The sequence below is a fragment of the Tenacibaculum aiptasiae genome, assembly GCF_965221665.1.
Taxonomy (GTDB): domain Bacteria; phylum Bacteroidota; class Bacteroidia; order Flavobacteriales; family Flavobacteriaceae; genus Polaribacter; species Polaribacter aiptasiae.
Genome location: NZ_CBDCSN010000002.1, coordinates 1,224,097 through 1,244,734 on the forward strand (window position 1 = coordinate 1,224,097; position 20,638 = coordinate 1,244,734).

The 20,638-nt window shown below is 33.8% G+C and carries 9 protein-coding genes; 5 read left to right on the forward strand and 4 right to left on the reverse strand.

Annotation, left to right across the window (positions count from 1 at the left end; translation table 11 throughout):
- Positions 1-47: 47 nt before the first annotated feature.
- The 4 genes from ACOQN8_RS05935 to ACOQN8_RS05950 all read right to left on the reverse strand — a co-directional run bounded on the left by ACOQN8_RS05935 (position 48) and on the right by ACOQN8_RS05950 (position 14,625).
- Positions 48-4,058: a M4 family metallopeptidase gene (locus ACOQN8_RS05935; protein WP_420551988.1), complete on the reverse strand. Its 4,011-nt coding sequence runs from the start codon at positions 4,056-4,058 to the stop codon at positions 48-50.
- 202 nt (positions 4,059-4,260) lie between these two features.
- Positions 4,261-7,662 carry a GEVED domain-containing protein gene (locus ACOQN8_RS05940; RefSeq protein ID WP_420551989.1) on the reverse strand — a complete coding sequence of 1,134 codons (3,402 nt, stop codon included), beginning with the start codon at positions 7,660-7,662 and terminating at the stop codon, positions 4,261-4,263.
- A 240-nt stretch (positions 7,663-7,902) separates the two neighbouring features.
- Positions 7,903-12,186, reverse strand: a complete 4,284-nt coding sequence (locus ACOQN8_RS05945; RefSeq protein ID WP_420551990.1) for a GEVED domain-containing protein — start codon at positions 12,184-12,186, stop codon at positions 7,903-7,905.
- A 93-nt stretch (positions 12,187-12,279) separates the two neighbouring features.
- Positions 12,280-14,625, reverse strand: coding sequence for a GEVED domain-containing protein (locus ACOQN8_RS05950; RefSeq protein ID WP_420551991.1), 2,346 nt, complete (start codon positions 14,623-14,625; stop codon positions 12,280-12,282).
- Between the two features lie 290 nt (positions 14,626-14,915).
- Here ACOQN8_RS05950 and ACOQN8_RS05955 point away from each other — a divergent pair, with 290 nt between their 5' ends.
- The 5 genes from ACOQN8_RS05955 to ACOQN8_RS05975 all read left to right on the forward strand — a co-directional run bounded on the left by ACOQN8_RS05955 (position 14,916) and on the right by ACOQN8_RS05975 (position 20,638).
- Positions 14,916-16,577 carry an ABC transporter ATP-binding protein gene (locus ACOQN8_RS05955; protein ID WP_420551992.1) on the forward strand — a complete coding sequence of 554 codons (1,662 nt, stop codon included), beginning with the start codon at positions 14,916-14,918 and terminating at the stop codon, positions 16,575-16,577.
- 58 nt (positions 16,578-16,635) lie between these two features.
- A complete protein-coding gene (locus ACOQN8_RS05960) occupies positions 16,636-17,652 on the forward strand; it encodes a sugar phosphate nucleotidyltransferase (protein WP_420551993.1) in 1,017 nt (338 codons plus the stop codon).
- 61 nt (positions 17,653-17,713) lie between these two features.
- The gene (locus ACOQN8_RS05965) at positions 17,714-18,625 is read left to right on the forward strand and encodes a tetratricopeptide repeat protein (RefSeq protein WP_420551994.1); all 912 of its coding nucleotides are present in this window, start codon (positions 17,714-17,716) and stop codon (positions 18,623-18,625) included.
- 22 nt (positions 18,626-18,647) lie between these two features.
- Positions 18,648-19,415 carry a lipoprotein insertase outer membrane protein LolB1 gene (gene lolB1 / locus ACOQN8_RS05970; RefSeq protein WP_420551995.1) on the forward strand — a complete coding sequence of 256 codons (768 nt, stop codon included), beginning with the start codon at positions 18,648-18,650 and terminating at the stop codon, positions 19,413-19,415.
- Entirely contained in the window at positions 19,415-20,638 is a 1,224-nt protein-coding gene (locus ACOQN8_RS05975; RefSeq protein WP_150898086.1) for a murein hydrolase activator EnvC family protein, read from the forward strand. Before lolB1 ends, ACOQN8_RS05975 begins: the two co-directional genes overlap by 1 nt.

Here is a 20,638-nt window from a genome sequence, read left to right on the forward strand (position 1 = left end):
ACCCAAGCAAAAGCTTGGGTTTTCTATCAGATAATAAGTACAACTTATTATTTCTTCATCAATTTAGATTTAAATGATTTTTCACCATTAGAAACCTCAATAAAATACATACCAGTATTCAAACTAGAAATGTTAATACGAGAAGAATTCAAATCACCAAATAACACAACTTTCCCAATACTATTTATAATTCTATAATGCATCATTTTACCCGTATCAGGAAGTTTAACCTGAATTTCATTAGTTCCTGGATTAGGATATACCAACATTTTAGAAATAGCATCCTCCTGAGGAGTACCATCAAGTCCAACGATAAAGCCACCAGAACCAATCTTAACAGAATAGTCTTCAACTTCACCACTAGAAAAAGAACCACAAGGATTTGGCTCTCTATTATGGCGCATAGCAACACGCATTCTCGTTTTACCAGATTTAGCCGAATGTGGAATAGAGAAACTAGTAGAACGATTACCTTGCTGACTAGAAGCATTGGTCATAATACGCTCGTTGTTATCAAAAGAACCATTTTGGTTAAAGTCAATCCAAACAGCAAAAAACATCGTAGGTCTGTTATTACTACTAGCATAGCCAGCACTTACCGTAATTAAAGAACTACCGCCTTTACTAAGATTTCCAACCTTATTCGTAAAGTTAGCGTAACCACCATTAGAACCAGAAGATTTAGACATACCACCTACAGCAACATAATCAATCCAAGCAGTGCTCGTACTATTACCTTGAGCAGAACAATAGGTCGGACCGTTATCCACAGTTTTAAACGTAACAGTAGCAGTAGCAGAAATGTTACCCGCTGCATCTTTAGCTTTCACAGAATACGTATAAGAAGTACCTGCAGATAAACCAGACAAAGCAAAAGAAGTATTTGTGGTAGAACTTACTAAAGAAGCGCCTCTGAAAACATCATAACCAACAACACCAACATTATCAATAGAAGGATTCCAATTTAAGCTAGCTTTCGTTTTAGTAATACCAGAAGCTGTTAAGTTTCCAGGTTTAGAAGGAGCTTCCGTATCACCTAAAGTAGAAAAAGAAACATCAATCTTAGCAGAAACATTACCAACAGCATCTCTAGCACTTACAGAATAGGTATACGAAGAATCCAAAGTTAAACCACTAAGGTCAATAGAGGTATTCGTAACAGAGCTTACTAAATCAGTACCTAAATAAACATCATAACCAACAACACCAACATTATCCGTAGAAGCATCCCAACTTAAAGTAGCAGAAGACATGGTAATATTAGAAGCAACAACATTTAAAGGAACACTAGGAGCTTCCGTATCGTTTAAGGTCATAAACGTAAGTTCAACAGCAGTAGAAGAATTACCCGCAGCATCTTTAGCACTTACAGAATAGGTATAAGAAGAATTCATATTCAAACCACTAACAGCAATAGAAGTATTAGCCGTAGATTCAACCAAAGTAGCACCTTGGTAAACATCGTATCCTACAACACCAACATTATCAGTAGCGGCATCCCAACTTAAAGTAGCAGACGATAACGTAACGTCGCTAGCCATAAAATTCGTAGGAACCGTAGGCGCTTCCGTATCGGCAGACACAGCAGTAATTACTACTGTATAATCCTCAACTTCACCATACGAAAATAACTTTTCACAAGCAGTAGGCGTAGCATCATATTTCATAACAACACGCATACGAGTAGCCCCTAAAGAAGCATCCGTAGGAACCGTAAACGTACCACTAACAGGAGTTTCATTCGATTTATCTTTAGTCCAAACCGTTTCACCAGGATCAGAAAAATCACCATCTTGGTTGTAATCAATCCAAACACCATAACCTTCCTCATAAGCAGTAGCACGCCATACAGGAGTAACAGTAATCGTTTGAGAACTACCTCTAGCTAAATCGGTAGAAAGATCGGTATGATCCGTATAGCCACTACCCTTAGGAGTCGTATTATCAATACTACCAATTTGAACTCTACCAATGTATTCATCGTCAACATTATTACCTTCAGAAATACAGTAACGTAAAGGAGGAGTACCCGTAGTAGTAACAGAAAGCGTGGCAAGTTTACCACTACCACCGTCCGTACAATTCGCTTTAATAGTACAAACATAAACAGTACCAGGATCTAAATTAGGAACCGCTAAAGAAGTACCAGTAACAGTAAATTCACCAGGGTTCGTAACTCCATCAATAGTACCATTAATTTCAATAGTATAAGACATCGCGCTAGGAACAGCATCCCATGATAGAGAGAAAGCGGCATCATTAATACTAGAAGAAACAAAGTTATCAGGAGCATCTAAGAAACAAAGTTCTCCAACGCCTACGGCATACCAAGCATTAATTACCGAAAAAACCTCAGCACTATCTTCACCATACAAATCAGAAGCAGCAATAATTGCACCTTCTCTAGCATCTGCAAAAGTAGAATTCGCCGATAAGTAATTCGCTTCCAAACGGTACGAAATCTTAGCAGCCTTAGTCATACCAATACCAACAACATTAAAATTGTTACCAATATCGTTTGTACCAGAACCACCAACCGTTAGTAAGTAGAACCAGTAATTTAAAACACCAGAGTTGGTATGCACACCACAATAATCATTAAAAAAACTAGGAAAAGCACAGTTAGGATCTTTCCAATGCGTACCACCATAAGTATCAGGCTGACTTCTTTCATTAGGATTACTCATAGAACGCAAAGCAACAGCACCAGCTCTTCTATCAATTTCATCACCAATTAACCATACAGCAGGATCAGGAGCCATATCGTTACCATTACCTTTCGCAAAGTGCTCAACAGCAGCACCCCAAATATCAGAAAAACCTTCATTCAAGGCACCAGATTCACGCTGATAAGCTAAATCGGCAGTACTCGTACATACAGCATGTCCAATTTCATGAGCAGCGACATCAATAGAAGTTAATGCATCAAAACGACCATTACCTTCTGCACCATTAGAAGAACCATCACCGTACGACATAACCGAACCATTCCAAAAGGCATTGTCATAATTCGTACCAACATGCACATAACTACGAATAGCAGCGCCATTATCGTCAAAACTATTTCTATTATGCTCAGCTTGAAAATAATCATAGGTCATCATAGCACCCCAATGCGCATCTAAAGCAGCATTGTCTTTATTCGCACTATGCTCGGCCGTAGTCCAATTGTTATCATTATCTGTAAACTCCGTATAATTGTTAACATAAGGATAACCAGAAGCAGGTTGATTGTTAGCATTTCTAGTATACACTTTCCTAGATTCATCATTCAAGCTAAATACGCCACCATCATTTCTAGTTTCAATAGAACGAGTGCCGCTATAACGAGTCTGAGCAGAACCAGCAACCAACATAGATTCAAAACTTTCTTTAGCATGTTCATGAGAAACATGAGAAACCTCACCTACATGACCAAAATTGTCGGCATGCTTAATAATAGGATTAAAAAATAGGGCTTTACCCGTATGCGCATCAATATACAAGTAACCTCTGCTCAAAGGCTTGGTAGCAAAAATGTCAAACTTGTATGCTAATTTAGGGGCATCAGTACGTATAACTTCTCTAGGTAAAATTACCAATTCACCTTCAGGTTTTTGGTAATTATCCATCTCTTTGGCAGCTTTTGGAAACTCCCAAAGGTATTTTTCAGCGCCAGTATGATCCAACGCTTTTTGAAAGGCCTGTTTATTAGATAGCTTAGGAATAACATTCACTTTACCAACATCATAAAATTGACCATTCATAGTTTTCAATCTGCCATTTTTAGCATGTGCTGTATAGGTGGCAAATTCAACTTTAAGACCCTTAAATTTTTGTTGAAATTTCTTGTGAGTAAAACCGAGGTCATCACGTTTCTCCTTTACTTTTACCAAACCATCGTTGGAGGAGAGTTGAAGTTTTTTTCTAAGAATTTCGGGGGCTTTTTCTAAAGATGATTTAGAAGATTCAACCATCTTGATTCGCTTTAGACTTCTACTTTCTTGTGCTGTGGTTGTTAAGAAACCAGCGAGCATGAAAGATGCTAAAAACACATTTTTAATACAATTGTGTTTCATTGTTCCGGGGGGTTTTGATTAATAAAATATGTGAAAGCTAAAATTTTAACAAAAAACTCTTAAAACTTTAATCTTCACCTAATAAATGTATTAAAAAAATAAAATTTCAACAACGAAAAAGAACGAAAAAACAACGAAAAACAAAACAAAAAAACCTGAGCAATTAGCTCAGGTTTTAAACACTCAAATATGTCGAATTTGATTATTTTTTCATCAACTTGGTCTTCAATAATTTTTGACCATCGTTAACTTCTAAAATATACATTCCAGTATTTAAATCAGAAACATTAATGTTTGCAGAAGTTAATTTACCAGCTTGTACAACTTTACCTATAGTATTTACAATTCTATAGCTAACAGCATCAGCTTTAGAAGCTAATTTAATATGTACATTGTTAACAGCAGGGTTAGGATAAGCCATTAACTCAGATATATTGTTATTACGCATAGTCTCACCAGGCACATCAGCAAAAATAGTGTTGAAGCTAGAAGAAGAAGCAGTAATGTTTACAGTATAATCTTCAACCTCACCATCACCTAAGTTAGCCTCACAAGCAGTTGGTGCAGAGTTATATTTCATAGATACACGCATTCTAGTTTGACCTAATTTAGCACTAGCAGGTATCGTAATGTTAGCAGTTCTGTTTCCAGAGCTAGTAGAATTACCAGAAGTAACTTGCTCACCACTATCAGAGAAATCACCATCACCATTATAGTCAATCCAAATTACAAAGTATTCATTATAAGCACTTCCACTAAATCCAGCACTTACAACTAATTGGTTAGTACTACCTTGAGCAACGTTAGCCACTTTAGAAGTAAAATCACCATAACCACCATTAGCTCCAGTAGAATTAGTCATTCCACCAAACGATACGTAGTCAATCCACTCATAAGTAACACGAGTACCTTTAGAAGCACAGTAAGAAACAGCATTAGATAAAGTAGTTACATTTACTACATTACTAGAAGCAGACTCATTACCAGCAGCATCCTTAGCTTTTACAGAGAAAGTATAAGCAGTAGCAGCAGTTAATCCAGTTACATTATAAGAAGTAGCTGAAGTAGTTGATCCAATCTTAGTAGAACCTCTAAATACGTCATATCCAGTTACACCTACATTATCAGTAGAAGCAGACCAGTTTAAAGTTAATGTAGTTTGAGTTACACTAGCAGCAGCTAAACTACTTGGAGCACTTGGTGCAGTAGTATCAGCAGAACCAGCTTGAACATTTACAGTATAATCTTCAACCTCACCGTCGAAATTAGTCTGACAAGAAGTTGGGTTAGCATTGTAACGAGCAGAAACTCTCATACGAGTAGCACCAACAGCAGCGTTCGCAGGAACAGCTACAGCTTTAGTAGGTAAAGCACCGTTAGATACATTACTAATATTACCTAAGTCAATAGTCTCACCAGCATCAGAGAAGTCACCATCACGGTTCCAGTCAATCCATGCAATTGCATCAACTCTATAGTTACCATCAGTATTTACATTAACAGTAAGATTTACATTAGACGATTGAGATACCGTAGTACTCATACTCGTAAAGTCTTCATAACCTTTATCTTTAGCAGTACCATCAGCATTATCAATAGAACCAAAACGAACTCTAGTTACACCAGTAGCATACGAAGTATTACCACTAGAAGCACAATAGTTAATTTGAACAGCCGTAGTTGTAAAGTTTACAGAAGAACTGTAGTTAGAGTTACCAGAAGAACACTTAGAACGAACCTGTACTTCATATTGAGTAGAAGCCGATAAACCACTTAAAGTAGTAGAAGTACCAATAACAGCGTTAGTAGTCCAAGAAGAAGTACCAACCTGACGGTAACGAACATCGTAAGAAGCACCAGGAACAGCCGTCCAAGAAACAGAAGCACCAGTTGCGCTTACAGAACCAGTAGAAACACCAGTTGGTACAGTAGCATTACATACTACAGGAGTACCAGAAATTCCAGTTACAATTAAAGAATAGTTTTGACTACCACCAGTTAAAGAACCTTTATGAGATACAGTAATAGTATACGTACCAGAAGCATTAGCAACATCAACTCTTTCATAAGGGTCAACATTGTTATCTCTCTTAGCAGAAGTCGTAGGACCAGTTAACTCATAAGGTAAATGAGTAGTACCACCTTTAGAAACTCTAATATCTAAATCGTTTACTAATACAGGAGTAGTAGAATTTACAGTAGTATTAGCAGTACCAGGTCTATCAGTCCAAGAAATAGAAGCTAATAAAGGACTCGTACCATCAGAATCAACAGTAATTGTATAAGTCTGACCAGAAGTTAAAGTTAACTCCTCAATCTTAGTTTCGTTCCCTTTTTTAGTAATCGTTTCTGCAGCTTTCTTAGCATTTAATAATCCCCATCCAAAAACGGCATCAGGACCAGAAGCACCAGCGTCATCAGCAGTATGTAAAGCTAAACCTTTTAAAGTAGCAGCTTTCATTAAGCTTCCGCTGTTTAAGTTTTTATAGTGTTGTTGTAATAATAATAACGATCCAGTTACGTTAGGCGAAGCCATTGAAGTACCAGAAATCGATTGGTAAGCAGTATCACTGTTTTGGTAAGTAGAATAAACACCAGTACCATTACCAGTAATATCTGGTTTAATACGCATATCATCAGTAGGTCCCTCACTACTAGAACTGTTTATAGAAACAGAAACTAAGTTACCATTAGAACTAACATTCGCATCTTGAGCATTCGCAACAACTAAGTTATTCTTAGAAGTAGAATGACCCGTTAACTTATCCCATCCAGAACCACCGGTAGGATTGTTATTAGCAGTGTTATCATTACCGTCGTTACCAGCAGCCACAACCATTAAATAGTTAGGAGCATTAAACATAATTTCATCCCATGCACGAGACTCAGTAATGTATCCACCAAAATAGTGTTGAGGTAATTGAACTTGACCAAACTGGTTTCTTGTAGCAAAACCATAAGAGTGGTTAGAAATAATCATACCATTAGAAGCTTGAGTAGTAGCCTCAGATTTATCATTATCCCAATAAGCACCTCTTACTTTAGAGTGAGGAGCCATCCCTTTAGCATTGGCAACAACACCAGATGCCATAATAGTTCCAGTTACGTGAGCAGCATGGAAATTTAGAGTAGAGTGACCGTCGAAAACAGAATATCTGTTATTTCCACCAGCACCGTCATACTCTTGATGCGAAGCTCTCGCAATACCACCATCCCAAACATAAGCAGTCATTCCTTGTCCCATTAAGTTTAAACCTAATGAACCACCAGAATTTAAGTGATTAGTTCTTGTAGATTTGGCAGCATCAACGTTAAATGTAGTGTAATAAATTGGCTTACCATTTACTACGCGTTGTAAAGACATAAACCTACCATCAGCAGTTTCGATAGTGGTTTTCCAACCTTTTTGTTTTGCAATTCTAAAAGCTTCTTTTCTTTCAGAATCTTCTTTAGCCTTTAAGGTTTTTTGAATTGTTTGAAGTTTACCTAAGTCATACTGACTTCTGATTTTTTCAACATCCTTCTTGGTTTGAGCTTGAACTTGGAAACCTAATCCCAAAATAGCACCAGCCAAGACAATACTTTTAAAGTACTTCTGTTTCATTTGAAGGGTTATTTTGATTAGTTAATTAATAGTGAAATAAACATAATACATTCTTAATATTTTGTCATTTCGTCGACAAATATACTAAAAAAATGAATTATTCCTAATCAAACATCAAAAACACAAAATTATATTCAAAAAAACACAACAAAAAAACCCCATAAACCTAGTGTTTATGTAGGTTTATGAGGTTTTGAAAAAAAAGGACTTATATAAAAATATAAGTCCCTGAAAGTCAAATTATTTCTTCATTATTTTAGATTTTAATGATTTTTGACCATCATTAACCTCTAAAATATAAATACCAGTATTCAAATTAGACACATCTAAATTAGAAACGTCTAAATAACCAGATTGAACAACTTTTCCTGCCGTGTTTACTAATTTATAAGTCATGTTATTAGCTTTAGAAGCAATTTTAACACGAACAAAAGAAGTAGCAGGGTTAGGATACGTCATTAAATCAACCGTAGCAGTTTGATCTAAAGGATTCTCAGCAATAATTTCAGCGCTAGAAGAAGAAGTTTCAGTAATATTAACTGTGTAATCTTCAACTTCACCATCTCTAAAAGTTTCACATGGAGTAGAAGCAGCATTGTACTTCATAGAAACACGCATTCTAGTTTGACCAACTAACGCAGTAGAAGGAATACTAATATTTGCAGTTCTATTAGAAGCAGTATTAGAAGAACCTAAAAGAGTTCTTTCACTAGCTTCAAAAGTACCATCTCTATCATAATCGATCCATACAGTAAAATGCTCAGTATATGCACTACTAGCAAATCCAGCACTTACAACAATTTGATTCGTACTACCTTTAGCAACAGTAGCAACTTTAGAAGTAAAGTCACCATAACCACCATTAGCAGCAGTAGTATTTGTCATACCACCAAAAGCAACATAATCAATCCATTCATAACTAACTCTTTCACCTTTAGACTCACAATAAGTAACAGCATTTGCTAAAGTAGTTACATTTACAACATTACTAGAAGCAGATTCATTACCAGCAGCATCCTTAGCTTTAACAGAGAAAGTATAAGCAGTAGCAGCAGTTAATCCAGTTACATCATACGTAGTTGCAGAAGTAGTAGAACCTAATTTAGTAGAACCTCGGTATACATCATAACCAGTAACAGCAACATTATCAGTAGCAGCAGTCCAGTTTAAAGTTAAAGAAGTTTGAGCAACACTAGCAGCAGCTAAACTACTAGGAGCAGTAGGAGCTGTAGTATCAGCAACAGCAGCCTGAACATTAACCGTATAATCTTCAACTTCACCATCAAAGTTAGTTCCACAAGAAGTAGGGTTTGTATTATATCTAGCAGCAACTCTCATTCGAGTAGCACCAGCCTTAGCACTAGCAGGAACAGCAATAGCTTTAGTAGGTAAAGCACCATTCGGTACATTACTAATATTACCTAAATCAAAAGCTTCACCAGCATCAGCAAAATCACCATCTTGATTCCAGTCAATCCATGCAATAACATCAATTCTATAGTTACCATCAGTATTTACAGATACCGTAAGGTTTTCAGTAGAAGACTGAGAAACCGTAGTACTCATACTCGTAAAATCTTCATAACCTTTATCCTTAGCAGGACCATCAGCATTGTTAATAGAACCAAAAACAACTCTAGTAATACCAGTAGCATAAGAAGTATTACCGCTGGCGTTACAGTAAGAAACCGTTTTAGCAGGAGTAGTTACACTAACAACATTACTAGCTGAAGATTCATTTCCAGCTACGTCTTTAGCTTTTACAGAAAAAGTATAAGCAGTAGAAGCAGTTAAACCAGTTACATTATAAGTAGTATTAGTCGTAGTTCCTAACTTAGTAGAACCTTGATATACATCATAACCAGAAACAGCAACATTATCAGTAGAACCAGTCCAGTTTAAAGTTAAAGAAGTAGATACAACATTAGAAGCAGCTAAACTACTAGGAGCAGTAGGAGCTTGTGTGTCATTTACAGCATTAGCAGTAAAAGAACCAGTAAACACCCCTCTACCATAAGTAGCAGCAATAATTTTGTTTTGAGAATGATTACCATTCACATTCCAATAATCAAAAGAAGTAACGCTAACATCGCTCATACCGTTATAAGCTTGCGACCAAGTAGGATTAGCTTCATTAAAGTTAGAAGTAGACCATACCCCTAATTGAGTAGCTAAAATAGCCTCAGTTCTATCTAATGGGTTTTGTAAAATATCTCTTACAGGAATGTTCGGTAAATTACCTTCTTTACTTACCCAGTTAGCACCACCATCAGTAGTAGCCCAAACACTAGTTACACCATAGTTATGAATAGTAACAAAAATATCATCATCAGTAGCACCAAAACGAACAGAAGAAACCGATCCAACAAAAGGAGTAGCAACATTAGTCCAAGTAGCACTACTATTAGTAACGTTAGTTAACTTTAATAATTTACCATTAGATAAACCAACATACCAAGTATTATTAGCAAAAGGAGAAGCTCTAAAAGCAGTAGGGCTTGCATCTAAAAGAGCATTCGTAATATTCCCTTTAGTGTTAGAAGCAACATTAATACTTTTAATAGATTTAGAAGCAGCAGAAGCGTTCGATAATAAACGATTTGCTTGACTATCATACCCCATAGGATTTACGAAGTCACCAGTAGTACGCTCATTTAAAATTGTAGTAGCACCACCTTGAATTCTACTTAAACCATTCCAAGGTAAGTTAAAACGATAAATAACATTGTTCGTATACGTAGCAATCATATACTGACCATCTTTATCAATAAAAGTGTAAAAACCATCACCACCAGAAACTTCTGTAGAACTATTTACACCAGCAACCGCATTTCTAAAACCTTGAGTACCGTTATCCTGAGCACCAGCACTAAAAATACCATCAACATCACCAACACCATCAGGACCAATACCAGCTTTTACAAACTGAGTAACATTATAACCTCTATTTCTAACATTTAAAGTACCACCAGAGTTTCCAGAATAGTAAATACCACCATCAGTACCAAATAAGATTTTAGAAGAATCGTTGTTTCCAAAAGCAATAGCATGCTGATCCGCGTGAACAACAGAAACGTTTAAACCAGCTAAATTGTTATTGTTAGACCACTTAGATATTTGAGACCAAGAAGTACCACCATTTGTAGATTTAAATAAGTCAATACCACCAACATAAACAATGTTATCATTAGTAGCATCAGCTTCAATAACTAAGTTGTAAAAAGATTGACCTCTAGTAAAATCTTTAGCAGGAATACTTAAATCAGCATCATTAGGTAAAGAAGTAGCAGAAATCGTAGCAAAACCATTCGTAGTTTTATAAATATGAACAGGGTCAATTAACCTGTTTTGGGCATCTCTAGCCAAACCTTCAGTAAGCGCATAAATCTTATTAGCATCAGTAGCAGAAGGCTCTAACTCAACTCTATTTGAGTCAGTTAAAGGAGAAGCAGCAGCTTCAGTCCAAGTAGAACCATTAGTAGAACTAAATACTCTACCACCACTAGTAGCACTTAATACAGACTTAATAGTACCCATCCAAATAGTATTGTTGGCACTTACTTCTAAGTCGTTAGGAATATAATAATAATCATTACCACTAAAAGTATACTTCATATTATTAGATTCAATTCTATTCCAGTTAGCACCACCATCAGTAGAACGATATAAACCAGCAGATTGTAATCCTAACCAGTTAGCAGGACTTGATGAATCACCATAAACATGAGCACCAACAGCAACATATAACTCAGTAGAATTTCCGTTATCCCAAGCTAAAATATCGTTTACATAGTGAATACCAGAAAGAAAAACATTACTAGCATTATGATTAATAACAGCAGTACCAGCAGCAGGAATATTTACAGCAGCCCAAGTAGTTCCACCATCCGTAGTTCTATACACACCATTACCAACAACATCACCAGCAGTATACTGCTCACCAGTACCAACATACCAAGTATTAGAGTTTCTAGGATCAACAGTAATAGAAGTTACCGATAAATTTCCAGGAACATTCTGAACTCTTTGCCACTGAGAATTCGAATTACTAATATTATTATTTACCCATAAACCACCACTAACACCACCGGCATAAACACGATTATTAGTAGCATCATTAGGATCAAACATAATAACCCTAGTTCTACCACCAACATTATTAGGACCTCTTTCAACCCAAGCATTCGTATCAGTACCAGGATTCTTTTGAGCCTTTCTTTGAGCTATTAAACTGTTTCTCAACTCATTTAATTCACCATCTTGTAATTTACCAGTAGAAGGATTAATGGTAAGTCCCCACATCTGCTCGTAATATCGATTAGGAGGTAAACCATAATTTTTTCTCTTTTTTTTATCCCACTTCAAGGTTTCTTGATAAGGATTGTTCTTTAAGAACTCTGCGTGTGTTTGTCGCTGTTTTTCAACATCTAGCATCTCACTTCTATCAGAGAAATGCTTATAACCTATGGACGCGGCCAAGGCTATAGACAAACCACCAACTAACAACTTAAAATTGTTATTCATTTTGTAAAGGGTTTGATTGTTAATAAATTAAATTGATAAAAAAACCCGGGCAAAAAGCCCGGGTTTTATTTAGCTTTATTAGTTTCTAATAAGCTATTTCTTAATAATTTTAGTTTTTAATAATTTTTGTCCATCATTAACTTCTAAAATGTAAATTCCAGTGTTTAAGTTAGATACATTTAAACTACGAGAGTTATCTAAACGTCCAGCTTTTACTACTTTTCCAATTGTATTTACAACTCTATAAGCAATATCGTTAGACTTAGAAGCTAATTCAACCTGAACAAAATCAGATGAAGGGTTAGGGTAAGCCATTAAGCTTAAGCTAGAGTCGTTACCTAAGTTTTCAGCTCTTACTACATCAGAATCTCTAGTAGTACTAGCAGTAATATTTACAGTATAATCTTCAACTTCACCATAGTTATAAGTTCCACAAGAAGTAGTGTGCTGAGCAGTATCTTTCATTGCAACACGCATTCTAGTTTGACCTAATAATGCAGATGCAGGAATCGTAATATCAGCAGATACATTCGATGCAGTTGAAGCAGAACCAGCTACTACTCTTTCGCTAGATTCAAAAGTTCCATTTTTGTTAAAGTCAATCCAAACAGACCAGTACTCTTTATAAACAGTACTTGCATATCCAACACTTAATACAATTTTACTAGTACTTCCTTTAGCAACAGTAGCTATTTTAGAAGTAAAGTCACCATAACCACCATTAGCACCAGTAGAATTAGTCATTCCTCCGAATGATACATAATCAATCCACTCATAAGAAGTAGTTCCTTTATAAGAACAGTAAGATACAGAGTTAGATAAAGTTGAAACATTTACAGTATTACTACTAGAAGATACATTTCCAGCAGCATCTTTAGCTCTTACAGAGAAAGAATAAGCAGTACCAGCAGTTAATCCAGTAATGTTTACAGAAGTATTAGCAGTGCTTCCTAACTTTGTAGAACCACGGTATACGTCATATTCAGTTACTCCTACATTATCAGAAGAAGCAGACCAGTTTAAAGTTAAAGTAGTTTGAGCTACGTTAGAAGCAGTTAAACTTGATGGAGCAGTTGGTGCTTGAGTATCAGCACTAGAAGTTGCAGAAGTATAGTTTGCAGCCCATCCAGCAGAAGTTACAGATCCATCAGAAGTAAACTTAACAAACATTGCGTTACCAGTAGAAGTTACAGCATTAGGAGTAGAAGTTCCAGAGAACTTACCTAATTGAGTTGCACTAGCACTAGAACCATCATAAACAGTTACAAAATCATAACCACTTTCAGTATTGAAACTACTAAAGTTTAAAGTAACTTTTCCACCGTTAGCAGGCTTAATTAACCAAGTACAGTTCTTATTGTTACCATAGTTTTGGCTTCCACTTCCATCATTGAAAGAACCAGTATTACTAGTTAAAGTAGCACCACCATTACAAGGATCTTGAGAACCACCACCAGTATTTCCACTTCCAAACTTATCAGATAAAGCTAAAGAACGTCTAGAACCACCAGCTAATAAAACAGCACGCATTCTATTCTTTTGTCCACTAGTAAATAAGTTCATACAAGAATCATCAGAATAATCCATATAGTTTTGAACCATATCTTCAGAACCACAAGAAACGTGTCCAGTTTTACATCCATAGTTAGGAGCATCAGACTCAGGAGTATCAGATACGAAATCATCAACACCACATCCACCGTCACCCCAAATGTGACGTAAGTTTAAGAAGTGACCAACCTCATGAGTTGTAGTTCTACCTCCATCAAAAGGAGCTTTTGCAGTTCCAGTAGTACCAAAATATTGGTCAGACATTACAACACCATCAGTTGCAGCAGCTCCACCTGGGAACTGAGCATATCCTAAAATATTATCTCCATTTGGTCTTTGAATGTTATCAACTACCCACATGTTTAAATATTCAGCAGTATTCCATGCATTAACTCCACCTTGAGAAGCATATTTCATTTTATTTTGACCTGTAATCCAAGTAGAAGTAGCAACCTGAGTTCTTGTAATACCAGTAGTTGCATTACCATTAGGATCAACAGTAGCTAATCTAAACTCAATTTGAGTATCAGCAGCTTGAGACCACTTGTTAGTTCTATCAGAATTTGTTCTTCTAAAATCGTTGTTAAGTACAGTTAACTGAGACTGAATTTGAGCGTTACTAATGTTATTTGTTGAATTTGTATATAAAACGTGAACTACAACAGGAATAGTAATAATGCTACCATTTACCTTACCTTGGTAACTCTCCATTTCTTTTACTCTCTTCTGAGTAAAAGATTCAATTTCTTGCATTCTTTTTTCTAAAGTAGGATCCTGAGCCATCCTTTCTTTTAAGTCCTCGTCTGCGTGACAAGTCCTTTTTTGTTGAGCAAATGTCGCTCCAATAAAAAATAAGCACAAAAATGCCAGAGTAATTTTGTTTTTCATTTCTGAAGGGGTTTTTAATTAATTATATTTCATTTAAGAGCCTCATATTATCATATTCGTAATAAAAACTCTTAAATTTTTGTTAAACGGGCAACAAATATAGAAAAAAACATTAGTTCTTCTATTTTTTTTGGAAAAAACAAAAATTTTTAATATTTTTAAATCTTTTCAATTTTTTATAAACCCAGTACCACACTAGGTTTAATGCTTTTTTAAAAGTTTTAAAAAAAATACACCTGTCACTTACATTTCAATAAGATTAATTGTATTTTTATTAAAATTTCACTCGAATGCTTCAAATTAAAAACTTAGAAATAGCTTTTAAAAAATCACCACCAGTTGTTAAAAACATATCTTTTAATTTACAGCAGAATGAAATACTGGGAATAGTAGGAGAGAGTGGAAGTGGAAAATCTATAACCTCTCTTGCAATCTTAGGGCTTTTACCTGAGTTCGCAGATATTAAAGGAGAAATCCTTTTTAACCAACAAAATTTATTAGCATTTAATAAGAATTCTTTTGAAAAAATTAGAGGAAGTAAAATTGCCATGATTTTTCAAGAACCAATGAGTTCTTTAAACCCAACTTTAACTTGTGGTTATCAGGTTGCAGAAATATTACAACTACATACAAACCTATCAAATAGCGAGATAAAAGAAGAAGTAATTTCTCTTTTTAACAAAGTCAAATTACCTAGACCATATGATATTTATAACTCCTATCCACATCAAATAAGTGGAGGTCAAAAACAACGAGTTATGATTGCCATGGCAATAGCTTGTAAACCACAATTATTAATTGCCGATGAACCTACAACAGCACTAGATGTTACAGTTCAAAAAGAAATAATATTACTACTAAAAGAGCTACAAAAAGAGTTTAAAATGGGAATATTGTTTATTTCTCATGATTTAGCACTGGTTTCAGAGATTGCTGATAATGTAGTAGTAATGCATAAAGGAGTAATTATAGAACAAGGTACTTCAAAAGACATATTTCTAAATCCAAAAGAAAATTACACCAAAGCATTAATAAACTCAAAACCAAACACTAAGAATCGTTTAAAAGTACTACCAACAGTTAGCAATTTTATAAACAACTCAGTTGATACTACTTTATATACTCATAAAGAACGAGAAGAGTATCATAACAAAATATACGGTAAACCTTCATTGCTGGAAATCAAGAATTTACACAAGGATTTCATTTCTAATGCTTCTTGGTTTTCAAAACCAAACATAGTAAAAGCTGTAAATGATGTTTCTTTTAAAATTTATGAAGGAGAAACCTTAGGTTTAGTTGGTGAAAGTGGTTGTGGAAAAACTACATTAAGTAGAACAATTTTACAACTAGAAACAGCCAGTTCAGGAGAAATTATTTACAAAGGAAAAGACATTACAAATCTTTCAAAATCAGAATTTAAAAAACTAAGAAAGGACATTCAAATAATATTTCAAGATCCTTTCTCATCCTTAAATCCAAGAATTACAATTGGTAATGCAATTCTTGAACCTATGAAAGTTCATAACATTCTTAATTCTTCAAAAGAAAGAAAAGATTATGTATTTAATTTATTAGAAAAAGTGGGACTTGATAAAGAACATTTTTATAGATATCCACATGAATTTTCTGGAGGACAAAGACAACGTATAGGAATTGCTCGTACCATAGCTTTACAACCAAAATTAATTATTTGCGATGAATCAGTTTCAGCTTTAGATGTATCTGTTCAAGCACAAGTTTTGAACTTATTAAATCAATTAAAAGCTGAATTTAATTTTACTTATATATTCATTTCACACGATTTATCAGTAGTTAAATACATGGCTGATCAATTAGTTGTAATGAACAAAGGTAAAATAGAGGAAATTGCAGATGCAGACGAAATATATAATAACCCAAAAACAACGTATACCAAAACATTAGTAGAAGCCGTCCCAAAAGGGCTTTAACTTTTTTCAATACTATATTAGTAGTATATTGCGCTGTTAAAAAACAGAAAAGAGAAACATGAAAATAATAGTCCCAATGGCAGGAATAGGTTCTCGTTTGAGACCTCATACTTTAACTATTCCTAAACCTTTAACCGTTATAGCTGGTAAATCAATTGTACAACGCTTAGTTGAAGATATAACTTCAGTAGTAAACCAACCAATAGAAGAAATAGCTTTTATTATTGGTCCTGCTGCCAAAGGGTTCCCTGCAAACACTGCAGATAAACTTAAAAGCATTGCTGAAGACCTTGGAGCAAAAGGTTCTGTATATGTTCAAGAAGAAGCTTTAGGAACTGCTCATGCAATTTACTGTGCTCAAGAGTCTTTAGACGGACCTTGTGTAGTAGCTTTTGCTGATACTTTATTTAAAGCCGATTTTAAATTAGATTCAAATGCAGATGGTGCTATTTGGGTAAAAAGAGTAGAGGATCCAAGTGCTTTTGGAGTTGTAAAACTAAAAGATGGTTTTATTACAGATTTCGTTGAGAAACCAAAAGATTTTGTTTCTGATTTAGCTATTATTGGTATATATTACTTTAAAGATGGAGCTAAGGTTCGTAATGAAATAAAGTATTTGTTAGATAATGATATTAAAGAAAATGGTGAATATCAATTAACTAATGTTTTAGAATCTTTAAAGCAACAAGGAGCTAAGTTTATTCCTGGTACTGTTGACGCTTGGATGGATTGTGGTAAGAAAGATCCAACAGTGGATACAAACAAGCAAGTTTTAGGTTTTGAACAAAACAATGGCAACAATTTAGTAGCTAATGACGTTGTATTAGAAAACTCTGAAATTATTCAACCATGTTATGTTGGAAATAACGTAACATTAAAAAACACAAAAATAGGACCTTATGTTTCTATTGGTGAAAATAGTATAGTTGAAAACTCTACTATTGTAAATTCATTAATACAAACAAATGTTCAAATATCTAATGCAAAATTAGATAACGCCATGATTGGTAATCATGCAAAATACAATGCTAATTATACATCAGTAAGTATAGGTGATTATACAGAACTTACATAAAAAAAATAGAAGAAAAATTAAAGAGGCAAGAAGGAACTTCTTTTTGTCTCTATTTTTCTTTTTGTTTTATTTTCTCTCCTTAAAAGCACAAGACAGCATTCCTCCTTCAGAAGATGTTAGTGAAAGTGACAATATTGAATTCCAAGAAAACTTCTTTAAAGCACTGTCTAACAAAGCTATTTTCAATTATCAAAAAGCAATTGAAAACCTAGAAAAATGTAATGAGCTAGAACCAAATAATAAAGCTGTATTATTTGAACTTTCTAAAAATTATGTAAAACTAGGTAGAAATAACGAAGCTTTAGAATACATAAAATCTGCCATAGAAGTCGACAATGAAAACATTTGGCTTTTAGAACATCAAGTTCATATTTTAAGAAAAATCGCAGCTTTTGATGAAGCAATTGAAGTTCAAGAAAAAATTGCTCATAAATACCCAAAAAAGAAACGTCTTTTAGTTTTTTTACATTTACAAAACAGAGATATCCTTTCAGCAAAAGAAGTTTTGTCTGAATTAAAAAAGAGTAAGCTATTAAATGCTAGATTAAGGCTAATACAAGAAAAACTGGAGGAAACAAGATCTGCTAAGAAAACTATAAAGAAAGAAGAAAATACAATTGCTAGTACAGACTTAAAAGCTAATTTTGAAAAGGAAAAATCATTCAATAATTTAAAACTTTTATTAAATAAACTTTCATCAAACAATGATGATGATTTATTAAAATATAGTGAACAAGGTTTAGCATTATTCCCTGCACAACCTTTTGTTTATTTTATGAATGGAAAGGCGTTAAACAACAAAAATCAGTTTAAAAAGGCAATTCAAAGCTTACAAAATGGCATCGATTTTGTAATTGATAATAATGAAATTGAAGCTAAATTTTATTTAGAGATTGCTAGAGCTTATGAAGGATTAAACAATCCGGAAAAAGTAAAAACTTATAAAAAGAAAGCAGCAAAAGTTCTAAAATAATTTACTTCTCTATTACTAATTTATGAAATATTATACTCTCTTATTTATATTATTCATTGGTTTTGCTTCATGTAAATCGAGCAAAAAGGCAATCAATTCTACAGTAGTAAAAAAAATGTCTGCTCGTAAAGTGGCAAAAAAACATATGTCATCTAACTTAGATGAGAAGACCATTGACGCCCGCTTAAAAGTAAATTATAGAGATACTAAAGATAAAATAGGATTTTCCGTACGCATGAAAATCATAAAAGATGAAGTTATTTGGTTAAAAGGAACTAAAGTTATCAATATTTTTAAAGCAAAAATAACACCAACCAAAGTCCAATTTTACTCTTCTTATTACAAAAACTATTTTGATGGTGATTTTGCAATGCTAAGAAAAATATTAGGCACAGACATCAACTTTGAACAACTTCAAAATATGTTATTAGGGCAATCAATTTTGAATGTAAAATCTCAACGCCAAGAAGTAATTATAAAAGATCAATCTTATCAACTTTCACCTAAAAAACAAGCTGAATTGTTTGATATTTTCTTTCATGTAAATCCTAATCATTACAAGCTAGATAAACAATCAATTGTAAACCAAGCAAAAAATCAACGTTTAGATATTTCTTATCCAAAATATTCAAATAAAAAGAATGTTTTATTTCCACAAAAAATTATCATAAACGCCAAAACAAAAGATAAGTTTACTAATATCAACCTTACAACTCGTTCTGTAGAGTTTAATAAAAAATTAAACACTGATTTTAAAATTCCTAGCGGGTATAAAGAAATTAAACTATAATGAAGAAGCACACGCTATTTACCCTTTCTTTTCTATGCCTTTTTTTGGCTAGTTTCTCTTCATTTGGACAAAGCAGAAAAGCGCTTGAAAACAAACGTAAGAAGCTAAAAAATGAAATAAAACAAGTAAATACTTTACTAATTAAAACAGTAAAGAAAAAAAGTAATGCTTTAGATGATTTAAAAGATTTAAGTCAAAAAATAAACGCTAGAGAACGTTTAATTGAAACAATTGAATTAGAAGCTAAACTATTATCAAAAGAAATAGACAACAACGAAAAACAGCTTAAAGACTACAATAATCAGCTAAAAAACCTAAAGAAAGAATATGCTGATATGGTAGTTAAAACTCATAAAAGCAAATCGCAACAAAGTAAAACTATGTTTTTACTTTCTTCTGAAAGTTTCTATCAAGCCTATAAGCGTATAAAATATATGCAACAATATAGCGACTATAGAAAAAAACAAGGAGAGGAGATTATTGTTAAAACCAAAGACATACAAAAGCTAAATGATTCTTTAATTGAGCGAAAAAAATCTAAAGAGTTATTAATTACTGATGAAAAAGATCAGAAGGATAAAATAGAATCTGATAAAAAGAGTCAGGAAAAGTTAATTTCTAAAATTAAGAGACAAGAGAAGAAGTATAAGAGAGATTTACAAAAGAAATTAAAAGAGGAAAAACGTATTACTGCACGTATTGACAGGTTAATTAGAAATGCAATTGCTCGTGCCAATAAGAATAAAAAAAGTAATAAGAAAAAGTCATCATCTGCTAGTTTTGTTTTAAATGCTGCTGAAAAGAAATTATTAGCAAATTTTGAACAAAATAAAGGGCGTTTACCTTGGCCTGTACACGGAATTATAACAAGAAAATTCGGTGTACAACCACATCCAACTTTTCCTGGAATTAATGTTAGTAGTCCTGGTTTACATATTACAACCAAAGCAAACACAGATGCTCAAAGTATTTTTAATGGAAAAGTATTGGCTATTCAAACACAATTAGGAGGAAAAAAATCTGTCTTAGTACAGCATGGTAATTATATTTCTGCCTACAATAACCTAGAGAAAGTATATGTTAAGAAGGGTAACTCGATAAAAACGGGAGATAAATTAGGAAAAGTTTTTACCGATAAAATCTCTGGTAAAACAAAATTAGTGTTCATCTTATACAAAAATATTGTTCGTTTAAATCCAGCTCTTTGGATACGTAGTAAATAA

Coding starts and splice junctions, on each gene's coding strand:
- ACOQN8_RS05935 (WP_420551988.1), bottom strand. CDS start 4,058: ATGAAACACAATTGTATTAAAAATGTGTTTTTAGCATCTTTCATGCTC.
- ACOQN8_RS05940 (WP_420551989.1), bottom strand. CDS start 7,662: ATGAAACAGAAGTACTTTAAAAGTATTGTCTTGGCTGGTGCTATTTTG.
- ACOQN8_RS05945 (WP_420551990.1), bottom strand. CDS start 12,186: ATGAATAACAATTTTAAGTTGTTAGTTGGTGGTTTGTCTATAGCCTTG.
- ACOQN8_RS05950 (WP_420551991.1), bottom strand. CDS start 14,625: ATGAAAAACAAAATTACTCTGGCATTTTTGTGCTTATTTTTTATTGGA.
- ACOQN8_RS05955 (WP_420551992.1), top strand. CDS start 14,916: ATGCTTCAAATTAAAAACTTAGAAATAGCTTTTAAAAAATCACCACCA.
- ACOQN8_RS05960 (WP_420551993.1), top strand. CDS start 16,636: ATGAAAATAATAGTCCCAATGGCAGGAATAGGTTCTCGTTTGAGACCT.
- lolB1 (WP_420551995.1), top strand. CDS start 18,648: ATGAAATATTATACTCTCTTATTTATATTATTCATTGGTTTTGCTTCA.
- ACOQN8_RS05975 (WP_150898086.1), top strand. CDS start 19,415: ATGAAGAAGCACACGCTATTTACCCTTTCTTTTCTATGCCTTTTTTTG.